General features: G+C 41.1%; 14 protein-coding genes. 6 read left to right on the forward strand and 8 right to left on the reverse strand.

Annotated features, from left to right (window positions below):
* Positions 1–172: 172 nt before the first annotated feature.
* Positions 173–1,264 carry a CBS domain-containing protein gene (locus QZZ23_RS02470; RefSeq protein WP_292466618.1) on the forward strand — a complete coding sequence of 364 codons (1,092 nt, stop codon included), beginning with the start codon at positions 173–175 and terminating at the stop codon, positions 1,262–1,264.
* Positions 1,257–2,702 carry a TraB/GumN family protein gene (locus QZZ23_RS02475; RefSeq protein WP_292466619.1) on the forward strand — a complete coding sequence of 482 codons (1,446 nt, stop codon included), beginning with the start codon at positions 1,257–1,259 and terminating at the stop codon, positions 2,700–2,702. Before QZZ23_RS02470 ends, QZZ23_RS02475 begins: the two co-directional genes overlap by 8 nt.
* A 21-nt stretch (positions 2,703–2,723) precedes the next feature.
* On the opposite strand, the gene QZZ23_RS02480 is transcribed toward QZZ23_RS02475, so the two are convergent.
* The 6 genes from QZZ23_RS02480 to QZZ23_RS02505 all read right to left on the reverse strand — a co-directional run bounded on the left by QZZ23_RS02480 (position 2,724) and on the right by QZZ23_RS02505 (position 8,191).
* The gene (locus tag QZZ23_RS02480; RefSeq protein ID WP_292466620.1) at positions 2,724–4,028 is read right to left on the reverse strand and encodes a hypothetical protein; all 1,305 of its coding nucleotides are present in this window, start codon (positions 4,026–4,028) and stop codon (positions 2,724–2,726) included.
* A 115-nt stretch (positions 4,029–4,143) separates the two neighbouring features.
* Positions 4,144–4,356 carry a hypothetical protein gene (locus tag QZZ23_RS02485; protein WP_292466621.1) on the reverse strand — a complete coding sequence of 71 codons (213 nt, stop codon included), beginning with the start codon at positions 4,354–4,356 and terminating at the stop codon, positions 4,144–4,146.
* A gap of 6 nt (positions 4,357–4,362) precedes the next feature.
* Positions 4,363–4,737 carry a transglutaminase family protein gene (locus QZZ23_RS02490; RefSeq protein WP_292466622.1) on the reverse strand — a complete coding sequence of 125 codons (375 nt, stop codon included), beginning with the start codon at positions 4,735–4,737 and terminating at the stop codon, positions 4,363–4,365.
* A 9-nt stretch (positions 4,738–4,746) separates the two neighbouring features.
* Positions 4,747–5,343: a dihydrofolate reductase family protein gene (locus QZZ23_RS02495; RefSeq protein ID WP_292466623.1), complete on the reverse strand. Its 597-nt coding sequence runs from the start codon at positions 5,341–5,343 to the stop codon at positions 4,747–4,749.
* A gap of 168 nt (positions 5,344–5,511) precedes the next feature.
* The gene (gene fhcD / locus QZZ23_RS02500) at positions 5,512–6,405 is read right to left on the reverse strand and encodes a formylmethanofuran--tetrahydromethanopterin N-formyltransferase (protein ID WP_292466624.1); all 894 of its coding nucleotides are present in this window, start codon (positions 6,403–6,405) and stop codon (positions 5,512–5,514) included.
* 109 nt (positions 6,406–6,514) lie between these two features.
* Positions 6,515–8,191 carry a hypothetical protein gene (locus QZZ23_RS02505; protein ID WP_292466625.1) on the reverse strand — a complete coding sequence of 559 codons (1,677 nt, stop codon included), beginning with the start codon at positions 8,189–8,191 and terminating at the stop codon, positions 6,515–6,517.
* A gap of 141 nt (positions 8,192–8,332) precedes the next feature.
* Between QZZ23_RS02505 and QZZ23_RS02510 the strand changes: the two genes are divergently transcribed.
* Both QZZ23_RS02510 and QZZ23_RS02515 read left to right on the forward strand, forming a co-directional pair.
* A complete protein-coding gene (locus QZZ23_RS02510; RefSeq protein ID WP_292466626.1) occupies positions 8,333–9,109 on the forward strand; it encodes a hypothetical protein in 777 nt (258 codons plus the stop codon).
* A 320-nt stretch (positions 9,110–9,429) separates the two neighbouring features.
* A complete protein-coding gene (locus QZZ23_RS02515) occupies positions 9,430–9,675 on the forward strand; it encodes a hypothetical protein (protein ID WP_292466627.1) in 246 nt (81 codons plus the stop codon).
* Between the two features lie 106 nt (positions 9,676–9,781).
* Here QZZ23_RS02515 and QZZ23_RS02520 read toward each other — a convergent pair whose 3' ends face one another.
* The gene (locus tag QZZ23_RS02520) at positions 9,782–11,794 is read right to left on the reverse strand and encodes a copper-translocating P-type ATPase (protein WP_292466689.1); all 2,013 of its coding nucleotides are present in this window, start codon (positions 11,792–11,794) and stop codon (positions 9,782–9,784) included.
* Between the two features lie 202 nt (positions 11,795–11,996).
* Here QZZ23_RS02520 and QZZ23_RS02525 point away from each other — a divergent pair, with 202 nt between their 5' ends.
* Positions 11,997–12,626, forward strand: a complete 630-nt coding sequence (locus QZZ23_RS02525; RefSeq protein ID WP_292466628.1) for a 4Fe-4S binding protein — start codon at positions 11,997–11,999, stop codon at positions 12,624–12,626.
* Positions 12,627–12,685: 59 nt separating this feature from the next.
* The gene (locus QZZ23_RS02530; RefSeq protein ID WP_292466629.1) at positions 12,686–13,471 is read left to right on the forward strand and encodes a ribonuclease HI family protein; all 786 of its coding nucleotides are present in this window, start codon (positions 12,686–12,688) and stop codon (positions 13,469–13,471) included.
* Positions 13,472–13,496: 25 nt separating this feature from the next.
* Here QZZ23_RS02530 and QZZ23_RS02535 read toward each other — a convergent pair whose 3' ends face one another.
* A complete protein-coding gene (locus QZZ23_RS02535) occupies positions 13,497–15,098 on the reverse strand; it encodes an ATP-binding protein (RefSeq protein ID WP_292466630.1) in 1,602 nt (533 codons plus the stop codon).
* Positions 15,099–15,303 lie beyond the last annotated feature (205 nt).

Genomic DNA, 15,303 nt, shown 5'->3' on the forward strand with positions numbered 1-15,303 from the left:
GCGTGTGTTCATCTTGCCTGTCGTAATCATAAATTAACTTTTTATCTATATATTAATAAGCCAAGCAGAGTGAAAGTATTCAACTCATATGGTTCTACAGTTGAATTTCTAAAAAGAAAATAACGATATAAAAAAAGATAATAATATATATGAACCCATCTAACATCCATTCATGAATGGTTCACTAAAAATTGGAAGCATAATGGGAATTCCTATCAAACTACACATAACTTTTTTACTGATTCTTCCTGTTTTTGCTCTTGTTTTTGCTACGAATCCACAGCCTTATGGCTTTGCTGACATTGGGTCAATCACAAAAAGTTATGCTCTGTCACTTCTGACAACAATTCTATTATTTGGATGCATTCTTCTTCATGAGCTAGGTCATTCTTATATTGCCAAGGGTTATGGTGTTGAAATAAAAGACATTACGTTATTGCTATTTGGTGGAGTCTCATCCATGGAAGAAATTCCAAGAGAACCTTCTAAGGAATTCAAAATGGCATTTGCAGGTCCTTTGGTAAGTCTTATCATCGGTTTTGGTCTTGTTGGACTTAACATAGCTGCAGTTGCAATTATGCCTGTATACGAAGCTACATATGTCTACCTGATGGTAGGCATTCTGGCATCTATCAACATAATACTGGGATTATTTAACCTGATCCCGGCTTTCCCAATGGATGGTGGAAGACTTCTTCGTGCCTGGTTAGCAAAGAGGATGAGCTATGTAAAGGCAACTCATCTTGCTGCCTCTTTTGGTAAGATGTTTGCTTTTATCATGGGTGTTATTGGATGGTTTTCTAATCCATGGCTTATATTGATAGCTGTCTTCGTTTTCTTTAGTGCATCTGAAGAAGACAAGTCGACAACGGTAACCGTTAGCCTTGAAAAATACAGGGTTGCCGATGTAATGACAAAGGATGTAATTTCAGTAGAGCCTGAAATGATAGTAGAAGACTTCTCACATTTCATGTTTGAGAATAAGCATCTGGGCTATCCTGTGATGAAGGGCAATTCTTTAAAAGGGATTGTGACCTTTACAGACATACGTAATGTTCTTCCGCATGAGCGCTATGCAACCCTTGTATCTGATGTAATGACAAGGGAGGTAATTTCATTACCTTCAGATGCAAGTGCTGCAGAAGCATTCAAAATAATGACTGTCAATAATATAGGGCGTGTTCTGGTAACAGATAATGACACTGTAAAAGGTATCCTTTCCAGGACAGACCTCATGCGATTATTGATGTTAGCGAATGAGTAGTTCTAGTACCCTTAAAAGAGGATCTCCATTGAAACATGATAATTTAAGTGATTCACAGGAAAATGTTTCCGGCTATGATTACAGCACAACAGGCGGTAATTTATATTCGGAAGATGATTCTGGGAATTCATCTTTTTCAAGCTCAGGCCCAACTGAGATTCAGGTTATAAAAGAGTTTATAGCTCCTGAAAAAGCAATTTTGGGTGAAGGTAATGAAGAAACGAACAAACCTACCGAGATAATACTTGTAGGTACAGCGCACGTATCTGAAAAGAGTGTCAAGGAAGTAAATGAGGCTATTGAAAGAGAAAAGCCGGATATAGTTGCCGTGGAACTTTGCAGGCCCAGATTTGAGGCCATCAAAGGCAACGTCAAGAACAGTGAGATACCGGTAAAAGAGCTTCTTAAGGAAGGGAAGGTCTATTTCTATCTTGTACACATGCTACTGGCCCATATTCAAAAGAAATTCGCTGATGAAATGGGTGTACAGCCTGGTGCTGAAATGATAAGCGCTATCAAGGCTGCAGAAGCAAGTGGTGCACAGATCCTTCTTATTGACAGGGATATCCAGGTCACTTTGCAGCGTTTCTGGAGCAAGATGGGTTTCATTGAAAAAATGAAAATGCTTGCAGGTCTCATAGCTGCAGTGCTCGGTCTCGGTGGTACTAAGGACATCGATATGGAAACTATCACCAATCAGGACATGGTTTCCATGCTTGTGGAAGAGTTCCGTGATTCGTCACCGAATGCTGTTAAGGTCCTTATTGACGAAAGGGACGCATACATGGCCAATAATCTTGTAAGAGCTGCTGCCGGCGGTAATAAAAAGATTGTTGCCGTAATAGGTGCAGGCCACAGGGCAGGTATCCAGCGTTATCTTGAAAATCCAAAAACTATCCCACAAGTGAGTTATGCAGCAGAAGCCCCTAAAAAGCGTTTCAGTATAATGAAATTATTTGGTGTCCTGGTTGTTGCAATTGCCCTTGGGACATTTGCACTGCTTATACTTTCAGGAGTTCCACTTGAAACACTTGCTCTTGCTTTTGCCTGGTGGTTCATCATAAACGGAGTTCTCAGCGCTGCCGGAGCTATTATTGCAAGAGGCCACCCATATTCAGTGCTCACTGCATTCTCAGTCGCATGGCTGACCTCCCTGAATCCAATGATGGCAGCAGGATGGTTTGCAGGTCTTACAGAAGCTAAATATAGACCTCCTACAACCGATAATTTCAAGGAACTCATTGAGATCGAGACAACCGAGGATATGATGAAGAATAATCTCTTCCGCGTTATAATGGTTGCCGCCCTTGCAAATCTCGGAAGTATGATCGGGACATTCCTGGGAGTGTATGTAATGATCCAGGTCACAGGGATCGATCCTCAGGAACTGATAAAAAATGGTATCAGTGCCGGACTTGCCGTTCTGGGATTGGGATGATTCCAGACCCAAACCCATTTATTATTTACTCTTTTTAGCTTCAATTTCCCCAAACTTATCCGCAAGCCTATAGGAGATATCGGAGAGATATGCAGTTCCCCAGGTAGCTGCAAGGATAGCTCCGAACAGGTCGAACACAAGATCCATCATAGTGTCACCGATCCCATGTTGTGCTAATATGGCTTGATAACCAAGCCATGAGGTCAGTTCATCGCTGGCAAACTCAATAATTTCCCAGACAACACCCATTGCAAGTATGAATAGCAGGATGAAAAGGAATAGTTCTTTAGGTGGTATATAGATCTCATCGACATAGATATCGATAGCTCTTATAAGTGTATATCCTGCTGCTGCCACAACACAGGCTGATAAGGCGTGGGTGACATGGTCCCATCTCAGGATATTATCATAGAACGCAAAGGTTCCAATTGAATGAAGGAAAATAGCAAGGGTTATCCACAGGGTTAATCCAGTGTCGTAGGGTATGTTGAATTTGCGTGTGATAAAATAAGGTATCAATGTGATGGCAAGACCGGTTGTTGCATTCACGGTAGTAGATAGGTCCTTTAGAATTATTCCAACTATTATGAATATGAAGAGACATATCTGCATTATCCTTGTTACAAGCTTCTGCTTCTCATCAGTGATTCCAAGTATCTTGCGTATAGGTGCAGGAGGTCTTGATGTAATGTAATTGGTTTCCTCTTGAGATCTCTGAATAGGAACTTCGACATTGCTGGCATGTTTGTCTGATCTGAAATACCAGCCGAATATGAGTCCGGCAACGATACCCGCTATCATGGCATAGATAAACTCATACATCACAGCATCATTTATGGCATCGGGTGTTCTTCCGTTTAGAAGATAAGCGGTTCCTAGATTCATATCCAGTAACCATTGTATCAGGTGCATGAGACCAGATATTGCCAGTGTTACGATAACAACCAGGAGTATGGCAAATTTGTAATTCATCTTTACGGCAGTGAACCAGTTGATTTCAGCTGCCAGCAGTAATGCAATGGTAGCTATTGAAAAGTAAACTTGTATGCTGGTGGAAAAGAAATAGTAAGCTGTTGCACTTCCTACAATGGGTATGATTGCCAATAGTACGAAATACCAGGAAGGCATAACCGAGAGCTTACGCATTATAATTGCGGGAGCTATTATAATACAGATCACAAAAGCAATAAGTATGGTCCACATGAACCTGCCGTAGATAAAATTCCCAACACACAGCAGGGATAGTAATAATACCATTGTCCATCCTGCAATTGCATTGAGGGTAGTGTTCTTCAAGAGATTACTGAGCTTGTCTATTTGTACCATATTGCATCTTGTGATAGAATTCAGCTATTCATCTGGAATGGGGAGTCCATGTTTTTAAAAGCTTCACTCCATCTTTCTATAAGTTCTCTTGGACGAATGGTAACTCCTGTACCCCTCACTTTTTTGTTATCAATGGAACATCCGCCAGGTTCTCGTAGACGTCATTATAGCTCTTGTACTTTGTCAGAGTTTCAACAACTATCAGTATTGTATCTGTCCATATCTCAGGAAGGTCAGCTTTCCCTTCAATTTTAATCTCATATGCCAGTTGTTCATAGGGTGGGTTGAATTGGGCATTCACTCTCTCTTTATTTCCCCTTGCATCCATCCGGTACTATCCAATATCTTCCAGATATACTGCGTTGAGGGTATGCAGGCAAAATGGTGCTCCTTTATAGTCCCTGCTCAGGCGCTGATAACAGATACCTGCCGGAATTGAGTTAGCCCTGAGAAGGGCTGCAAGGAGATGGCTCTGAGCATAGCAATAAACTGTGTCATGTTCCAGAACCTCCGAGGCTTTCAGGATAACAGGGTTCATCTGATAGTCGAAAATATGTATTATCTCATCCCTGAAGAACTTGAAATAGAGTCTAACAATCTCTATCTGAACCTGACTATTCCCTGTGAGTTCCTTTGCTTTTTTCATGACGGCAGGATGGTAAAAGTCGATAATGGATGTTGGTTTGAGGTAATTCTGCATTTCTATCATAACTTCTTCTCAAAATGAACCTGTTTTAAAATCTCCTGCACGTTTGTAGGAAGCTACAATCACTCCGTTTGGTGAGCTTTCCAGATTGTTCAAAGCAAAAGTAGCAGGAATACTGCCTTCGGCAAACAGGCGCTTGCCTGTTCCAAGTGTAAGAGGGAATATCTTGAGCCAGAACTCATCAACAAGGCTGTGCTTCAATAGTGTCTGAATGAAGTTACCGCTACCATGAACCTGTAAATCTGGACCTTTCTGTTCCTTTAATTTTCTTATTTCCTCTACAACATCGTCTTTCAATAGAATTGAATTACTCCACTCAAGTTGCAACGTAGAACGAGAGGCTACATATTTCGTTGCTTTATTCAGCGATTCTCCCTCTTCATTGTGATTTGGCCAATATGCTGCAAATATCTCATACGTTTTTCTTCCAAGCAAAAGGTCAAATGGCCTGCTCATTTGCTCAGCCATCAGCTTTCCAAGAAATTCATCAAAGTAAGGGACTGTCCAGCCACCATAAGTGAAACCGCCCGAGGTATCTTCTTCGGGTCCACCGGGAGCTTGCATAACACCGTCGAGGGTTATAAAAGATAGAACAATAATTTTCCTCATGTTTACCACTATAAATTTTGGAGTGCTTGATATATTTATGTGTTCATTAAGTTTTTAAAATTAACCTTAAAAAAGTAAAAAACGATCAATCGAGCACATACAAACCAATGAGTGAAAAATGGAATTAGAATTTGGTTAAAAACAAAAAATATGAAAAAAGAAAGAACCTCAAACGAGGTCTTTCAAGTGGAACTGGTACTTACCGAGCTTTCCGCCGTAGTTTCCTGCGGTGATCTTTGATACACCAGGAACTGCGACAGCTGCTTCGATACCTGCCTTCATTGCTCCCTGAATAGCATCCTCGTCAAGACCATTGATGACAAGCTCGTAAACTGCCTTTACACCTTCTGGAATTTCGGTACCTTCTACCTTGTCCCTGATGGATGGGCAGAACTTCTCGTTTGCAGTTGCCTTCATGAACTTGTAGTTGTTAAAACCAGCCTTTGAGCCACTAGCCACGATTCCGCCTGGGAATGGAGTGATTGTACCTTCCATGTCCTTTATTGCATCCACTGCAACTTCAGCTGCTGTGAGTGCGGTCATCTGGCTGTCACCGAAGATAAAGAAGTTACCGCCTGCAATACCTGCAACAGCGCCGATGTTCTCTTCTACAAGGAAGTCACCCTCCATGATTGGAACACTGTGCATCTTGCGGCCATCGATCTCAGTTTCGGATTCCATTCCGTCACCGAAGAACTTCAATTTGAAGCCTACGTTGAACTGCTTCTCAGCATCTGGAAGTCCGTTGAAAACAGCTGTTGTTGGAGCTGTAAGTATGCACTGTCCAATGCGCTCAAGTAACTGGTGTTCAAGTGCCTCGTATCCGAAGGTGCAGATCTGGATGTAAACACCAGGTCTTCCGTCAGGTGTCTCGTCAGGACCTACGAACTTTTCAATACCTGCTTCTGCAGGGCACATAATAACAGATGTTCCAAATCCCGTTGCTTCAAGTGCAGCTACTTCAGCCCAGTGTTTTGTTGCTGCTGTAATGAGCACTCTTGCTATTTTGATTGGAAACGCTTCTGCAAAAGTATCTTCGATTTCTACGCCATTGATATCCATAATAATCCCTTGTTTAAGTTGAAAGTATAGTTGTGGACATATTACATGCCATCCTAACTATAGCAGTAATACAACACAATTACAATACATATACTCTTCGAAGAGAAGTCTATCTTCCGCCGGATTTGCGGTATGTTTTATCAAAAAGTGCAAACATTTCCCGGTCTACTTCCTTGTACTTTCCTATCTCAAAGACAGCTTCATTAACAAAAATGGAAATAGATTCGATATTTGAAAGGTTTGCAAAGCTTTTTGAAGAACTTGCAGTTGATTCAACCATTTGTTCCCTGATTGATATCTCGCAGACCTCAAGCATTGCATTTACAGCGCTTGATGCCTGATCCTCATATTTGTTCTCTGCCGCAACGGTACAGAAATGTTCTATTACAGGTATCACTCTTGAAACCTTCTCATCAGAATGCTTCCTTGCGGCAGCAACTCCTATATCCTTTAGGGCTGCGGTGGCATCAAGGATTGAGTCTTCTCCAAATATTTCCCCTACTTCTTTTAAGGTCTCTATCACTTTATCGAGGCAGTCATGTTTTTTGAGGTCAGGAGACTCATGAACAGTTTTTATTCCTATATCCCTGAGCGCATATATGATCAGTTTTTTCAGGTGGTCTTGTTTCTTACTATCTACAGTCCGTGCAAACTCAAGAAGAACAATCCTCACATTTTCCATTGTAGAAGCATCTGCGTTTGATGCAGCATCAAGAGCTATTTTCTTCAGCAATATTACTGATTTTTCTGTTGGCTCCAGCATATCTTTTTTTGCAGTTGCGATTCCAATATGTCCCGTTGCTATTGCAAGTTCATGAAGGGGAGTAGTCACCATTTTGTTAGTAACAATATGATTTATGTCTTTCAGGTTTTTTGAATGTCGTATAAGTGAGAGTTTATCCAGTGGAGTGAAATGTTCTTTCTCCTTGTAGATCTCAAAAAAGCTGGTCATACTGTCGATCGTATTCAATGTGAAGTTTTCTATATCAGCTTCTGCACATTGTTTTCCAACGGAACCAAAAGCATCTATAACTTCCATCAATGTAAATCTATCTTTTTCATCCTCTGCCAGGATTGCCAGATGATAAAGATGAGTATTCAGATGTTTGATGATGAGAGCCTTATTTCCACTGGAAACTAAAACATTTGCGCATAGTTCAGGAATCCTCTTTATACCAACAGTTGCAACGAAAAGATTCTTGTTCCTGATAGCACCACGTATAATGTCGACCATAGGCTGGAGAGGATCGAGATTTCCTTTTCCTGATTCCAATTTTCGGTAGTTTTCATTAACATCATAGATTTGAAGATTTTTTGTGAATTTATCGTAACCTGATATTGCAGTTTCTTTTCTAAGATATTCAGCCAGGAAGAAGGACAGTACTGAGAGAATAAAAGAATAAGAAAGAAGGAGGATCATACCGGCTGACCTGAATGTGCCCAGAAAATGCATAATCGAAGATGCAAGTGCAAAAGTTCCAATGGTATAGGAGAACATATCCGTCAAGGAGTCTCTTTTTCCGGCAAGCCAGAGAGAGGTATACCAGAATATTGCAAAACAAATTACCAGAACAAGATTATTCCAGAAGAAGTCCATTTGTTGTCCTTTAAGCAAAGTTGCAACAAACGCAAGCTGAATTACCAGTGCACCAATAGCAAGATCAGCACCAACATCCCTCAAATTGATTTTCAGGTAGTTCTTTACCAGGATGTCTGCAATAAGGAAGAGCGATATTACACCACTTATAAGGGCTGTGTCAACGATGTCTGGTATCAGGATTTCCATGGGAATATATTGTACATGTTTATTTATATAGAAATGGGTCAATGTTGCTACTAAAAAGAAATTTGAGAATTGATAAAGAACTAAGAAATATATAATTTGCTTTTCTTCGTCAAAGTAAAAATAGGTTGAAGGTAGCTTAAAATGCAGCATGGGATTAGAAGACATGATTATGATGACATTGAATCGATCTTCCTTTACAGAAAAGACATTATCTCCAAAAAGCATGCATCTAAACTGAGAGTATTCCAGGAGACAATTGGGTTATTGTTTTATATGACTGCGATTTTGAATGCCAGTTTCCTTGATGATTTCTCGATAACAGGTAAACTCCTGAAAGGTCCAAAATCCATAATACCAATACTGTTTGAAAGAAATAATCATTATTTGATCGCAGCCTACAAATTGGCATGTATAGGCTTGAACAGTCCATCGTACCTGAATCTGAGGGCTGTTTTTGAGGGGATTACTTATATGTACTTGCTTTACCTGACTGATGAGGAAGCGAACCTGTTATACAAAAAACAGTTAGGTAGTTTAACTGCAGATGAGGAAAAAGCTCTTATAAGCAAGTATCAATGGCTTAGGCCATCAAGGATACGAGAGATATTATACTTCGGGGCCAAGAAAAAACAGATCGATGAATTCTACATCCTCATTTCCAATTCAGCTCATCCTAGCGTGAAAAGTGCCATGGGGGATTTTGATTATCGTGAAGAAATAACAGTGGATGTGCTCTCTATTGCCCTGGCCTTATCTGCTGCCAGTCTCATAACTATCAATGATATCTACTTCGATAATTTCCGCAAGGAAGAAATAGAAGAGATCGAGAACATGATAAACAGAGTGACACAGGAATTGAATGGTCATGTGGTAGATATTATCCCGAATCATCCTAGTCTGGAAAAAGCCAGGTCTTGATTTATATCAAAAGAGCAGTACAATAAATTAGTACAAGAATGTATAAATTGGTCTGCTGTGAAAGAGATATGTTTATCGAAATTCTCTTTGTTTTAGTTATTATTTTTTGTTCAAATTATCCAAACACAAGAAAATGTATAAATGGTTTTTAATTATTTTTGTGATATTAATTTTGGATCTCCTCAGGATTGTGGATAATTTACAGCAGAGTTCATTAAATGCTTGTTCAAATTTACTGATCATATCTTGGATATAAATATGCATGATGTTGCATGATATGTGTTTCAAGTACCAACTTGTATTTAGCATCTAGAGAATTGATGAGATGTTTTGTTGAGATTACCCACACGATGTTGAAGAGAACCTTAATTTTGTATTCAATTCCTATTGGATGGTTTGCTGGAGCTAGTAATATTACATTTCCCGCAAATATTGATGAAACTGAACCTGTACTTTATGTTGATTTACCTTTAAATGAAACTGCAGTTGTGGGTTGGGGAGGTGTTACAACTGAAGAACATAATCATGTTCAAGTTTCATTGTTGTCAATGTTGGAGATTATGTAGAAGTCGGAGATTATTTAGGAAGTTTGGTAATTCGGGTTTGACAAGTGAACCTTATTTACACATATATCATCAAAGACAAAATCCTGCAGAATTAAGTGTTTTTCTTTCATTTCTCTATGGATAACATTTTTGCATTCACAGCTACTATTATCGTGCTCAGTGACATGAGGACAGCACCAGCAGCCGGTGAAAGCAATATTCCCTGCTGATATAGCACTCCTGCTGCAAGGGGTATTGCAAGGGCGTTGTAACCCGTTGCCCAGAAGAGGTTCTGCACCATCTTGCTGTAGGTTGCCTTTGAGAGCTTCACAATGGACAGGGCATCTAGAGGATTGCTCTTAACCAGAATAATGTCTGCTGTTTCCACTGCAACATCAGTTCCCGCACCAATGGCGATACCAACATCTGCCTGTGCAAGTGCCGGAGCATCGTTCACCCCGTCCCCTGTCATGGCGACCATATAACCTCTTGATTGCACTTCTTTTATCTTTGCAGCCTTGTCCTGGGGCAAAACCTCTGCAAAGTACTCGTCAAGTCCGAGCTCCCTGGAGACCCAGTCGGCAACCCTATGGTTGTCCCCGGTGAGCATGAGGCATTTGATACCCATTTCCCTGAGTTTCTCAATGGCTTCCTTCGATTCAGGACGAATGACATCTGCAAGTGCCATGAAACCGACAAGTTCTCCGTCCATAACTACGAAGACCGTTGTCTTGCCCTGCCCCGTAAGTTCGGCTACCTTGTCTTCAGGCCAGTTAATATCATTCTCACTGAGATATCCGGAACTGACCACTTTCACTTCCTTTCCATTGACCTTCCCCTGTGCTCCTTTTCCGGGAAGGGACATAAAATCCTCCACGACATAACCGGTATCTGCGGATGTGACTATTCCCTGCGCGATGGGATGTTCCGAGTTGGATTCCACAGCAGCTGCATATTCCATCAGCTCTTTTTCCTCCAGTCCTTCCTTCAGGACCATAGTATCGGTCACACCGAACTTTCCGGTTGTAAGAGTTCCAGTCTTGTCAAAGACAATGGCGTTCAGGTTCCTTGCACTTTCAAAGGCTGTCCTGTTTCTGATAAGCAGGCCATTCTTTGCGCCGATGGCCGAGGAGATGGCAACGACCAGCGGGATGGCCAGTCCCAGAGCATGAGGACAGGTTATCACCATGACAGTCACCGCCCGCTCCAGGGAGAATGCAAAATCGGAATTCAGGTACCTGAACCACACCAGCAGTGTGATGCTGCCTGCCGTAAGGGCAATAATGGTGAGCCAGAAGGCTGCACGGTCAGCAAGGTTTTGGGTACGGGACTTACTCTGCTGTGCCTCGCTTACTAGTTTGAGGACCTGTGAAAGGAAGGAGTCGTCCCCGGTCTTCTGGACTTCAATTGTCAGGGAACCTTCTCCATTGATGGCTCCCCCGATAACCTGCATGCCCTTACCTTTGCTGACAGGAGTGGATTCCCCTGTGAGCATGGATTCGTTCACGGAACTCTCCCCTTCGATCACACTGCCATCGGCAGGCATCTTTTCTCCGGGTTTTACAAGCACCCTGTCGCCGACCTTTATATCTTCCAGGGGGACCTCCATTGTCTTCCCGTTTGGCATCAACATGTGAGCCTCCGATGGCATGAGTTTCACAAGGGCTTCCAGTGCCATGGAAGCACCCATTACTGACTTCATCTCCATCCAGTGTCCGAGCAGCATGATATCTATAAGGGTTGCCAGTTCCCAGAAAAAGAGTTTACCTTCAAGCCCGAACACCACAAGACTGCTGTAACTGTATGCAACGGTGATGGCAACTGCGATAAGTGTCATCATACCAGGGTTTTTCGCTGCGAGTTCGTTCTTTATCCCTTTAAGGAAAGGCCATCCTCCGTAGAAGAAAACCAAAGTGGAAAAAGCAAAGAGGAGATATATTTGTCCTGCAAAGGAGGGGACAACGATACCAAAGCTTGAATTAAGGAATTGGCGGATGATAGGAGACAGAAGAAGGATTGGTATGGTTAATGTAAGTGATATCCAGAACCTCTTCCTGAAATCCTGAACCATCATATCATGGTGATTGGAATGCACTTGATGATTCTTGTGCTCTTCATGCTCTTCCTCATTTACATGCATTCCATGCTCATCGTTATGTTGTCCGATATTCTCATGGTCCATTTTTGTTCCCATCTCCACTTTCCGGTTCAGATACCAAGTTTACTATTGCTTTTATATGTGGGATAGCGGAAGATAAAAACTCTTTGGAAGGTGGTGAAAAATAACAAACACCAACAACCATTAATAAAACAAGAATTAAAAATATACCAAAGGTGAAATTATGTTAAAGATAACACCATACATGGGACCGTTAGTGGTAATCGTTTCAATTGCAGGATTATGGTTCCCGATACTTGGTTATTTCATGTTACTGGTTTTTGCCGCTATCTTTCTGATAGCACCATTCAGAGGTCGCTGGTTCTGTGGAAATCTATGTCCCAGAGGAAGTTTCATGGATTTTTGGGTCGGTCGGATATCTGGGAAGAGAAAGATACCAAAGGTACTCAAAAGTTACTGGATAAGAATTCCTCTTTTCATGCTGATGATGGTTTTCATGGGTTACAGGCTCATGAACACTCAGGGGCTTGTGAACCAGATAGGCATGATCTTAGTTATCATGTGTCTGACAACATCATCCATTGCATTGATACTGGGAGTGACAATTGCTCCGAGAACCTGGTGTACTTTCTGTCCAATGGGAACCCTGCAGAGCATCATCGGAGTGAACAAATACCCGCTTCTGGTTGATATTGATAAATGCATAAAATGCTACAAATGCGAAAAAGTGTGTCCTATGCATTTGAATATTGTTGAGATAACGCACAACCCGGACTGCATCAAATGCGGGAGATGTATCGATATATGTCCGAAGGATGCACTGAGCTTCGGGAAGTCCACCAAAAACTCATAAATCTTTTTTTGGCCTTTCACCTAAAGATACAAAAGTAATGACCCACTTTCAAACATAACATGGATACGATGAACTTTGATGGCTCCTGCGATCCCAATCCGGGAGGAATAATGGGATTTGGATGGATCATTAACTGGAGAAGTGGGAAAGTTCCCACAGAAGGAAGCAAAGAAAAAAAGCCCAGTCCATCGAATACCAATAATGTTGCCGAATATACCGCATTGAAAGAGGGCATATCCAATTACCTTAAACTTGGTGGCAAAGGTCCTCTTCAGGTCTATGGTGACAGTAAGCTTGTGATCAACCAGATGTCAGGTACATGGAAGATCAAGAACCAGAATCTTGGAGAGATAAACAAACAGATCGCATCTGAAATAAAAAAGCATGATCTTAAGGTTAAATTCGGCTGGGTGCCAAGGGAACAGAACACAACTGCAGATCGTCTGGCAATGCCAGAGTCCAGGCTGAAAGGTCCATCAAAAAGTCCATCTAATGCATCATTTGTGGCTCCAGTCGAGAGAAAGTTCGTTGCTGATGTGAACTCTGTATCTGTCTCGTCAAACATGAGACTGAAGATAAACGAATTGAATACAGACCCTTCACCAGGTTTCAAATCATTTGTTAATCTCAAGGTCGGTGGTTTTGACTCATTTTCTAGGAAGAAGCTCGATACATTGAAAGAAGAGGCGGGGAAAAAAGCATCTTCAGTAGCCGAAAAAGAATTTTCCGGTAACAGCAGTCAGCAGGCTTCTGCATTGAGATGGATGCTTCGGGGACTATCAACAGACCTTGCAGTCAGAAAGGTCAAAGTTGATATCGAGCTCAGCAAAAAGAAAAAGAAATAACAGTTTTGCACTCATAATTTTTTGTTTAGAATGCCTTTTTTAAAGTAAACCAAAAAATACTTCCTTTACCATCTGTGTTGTTGTCCACGCCTACTTCTCCACCGTGAAGTTCGACAATTCTCTTAACTATGGCAAGCCCAAGTCCACTTCCCTTTATACTACCCTTGTCGACCTGTTTGAATCTTTCGAATATCATCGTTTTGTCTTCATTGCTAATACCCGGACCCATATCAGCTATATGGATCTTCCATTTATCGCCAATGTCAAGGATATTGATAACTATTTTTCCTTCTTGAGGGCTGTATTTTATAGCATTGGACAGCAGATTCAGGAATACTTCCTCTATAAGCGGATTAATGAGGGAAGGATAGTTTTTGGTTGGGTTAAAGTACAGTTTAATGTATTTTTTACCCATTTCATGCCCAGTGTTGATGATGACTTTCTCCAGAATAGGCACAAAGTCTTGCTTTTCAAACCTGATATCGTTAATTGATTCGAGTTTGATGAACTTGGATGCCGATTCTATCATATAAATCATTTTTTCGTTGTTTTTGTGTATTTTGTTAAGCAATTTTTTCTTGTTTTCTTCTTCTTCAATTGTAGTGAGTTCTTCGGTAAAACCCCTGATAATATTTGCAGGGTTGAGCAGATCATGTGTCAATACATCAGTGAATAAAACTTTGAGATAGTTTGCATCTTCAAGTTCTTTTGTATATTTTTGGAGTTTCTCTTCAGCCTGCTTTCGTCCAAGGGCTTCAGCAATCACATTAGCCATAGACTGCACAAAATGCATATCATCGTTTGTGAATACTCTTTTTTGTGTTGTGTGAACGTTCATAACCCCAAACGGCTTGTCTTTGTTTCCGATAATTACGTCCATGCCGCTGATAATCCCATGATCGTTCAGGAGGGATAAACCACTGAATCTCTCATTTGTGTTTTTCTCATGGACCATTGCCGATTCATGTGAATACAGAGTGTAGCAGACAATTTCATTTTTCTTATTTTCAGGCTTATTGTCTGATTTTTCTTCCCAGCCCACACCTGCAACCATGACAGGCTCAGAATCCTCGTATTTCATTATCCTGCAATATTCAACGTCAAGTGTGCTGGCTACAAGTTTGACAGATTCCTGTATAAGAGTCTCAAGCTCCACTCCGGCAAGTCCGTCCTGTCCCAATTTTGCAACGGCAGCGTGTTGCTTCTCCCTCATCTGCAAGACTTTTTCAACAGCTTTACGTTCACTGATGTCTTTTGCATGTCTCACAACCATTACGACATTGGAATTATCGTCAAAAACAGGTGATAGCTCAATAAGTTTTGTTTTGTTATCAAGAGGGTCTTCAATCTCAAATTTCCTGCATGTACCGGTTGCAAATACTTCAAGTAACTGGCATGTTTCGCAGGGCTTGCTTTGCTTCATCAGGCAGCTGTAGCAGAAGGGGTGCCCCTGTTTTTCGTTTGTAGGTATGGACTCACAATTCTTCCAGTTACTTGTCACAATTTTCAGGTCACGGTCTATTACGACTATGAGATCCTGTACTGACGACAGGGTCTTTTTTAGCAGGTTGAGCTGTTGATCTTTTAGCTCATCGTTTTTTTCTTCACAAATCGGAATATCGACCACCCCATAATCGAAGGCAGAAGGCCTTTTTAAATAGGTTATAAGGATTAACCAAATTATATCAATGGTATAATTGTATAATATTGATATTCTGGTGAAGAACTGTCTCAGATTCTAATATTTATATGTATCTTGTATAAACAAATCTCATTATGAGTATGATGTCAATTTATGGGTGTTTACTTTCCTTCTCCCCTGTAAAAAAAGT

The organism is Methanolobus sp. (assembly GCF_016278385.1).
In the GTDB taxonomy this organism is placed as follows: domain Archaea; phylum Halobacteriota; class Methanosarcinia; order Methanosarcinales; family Methanosarcinaceae; genus Methanolobus.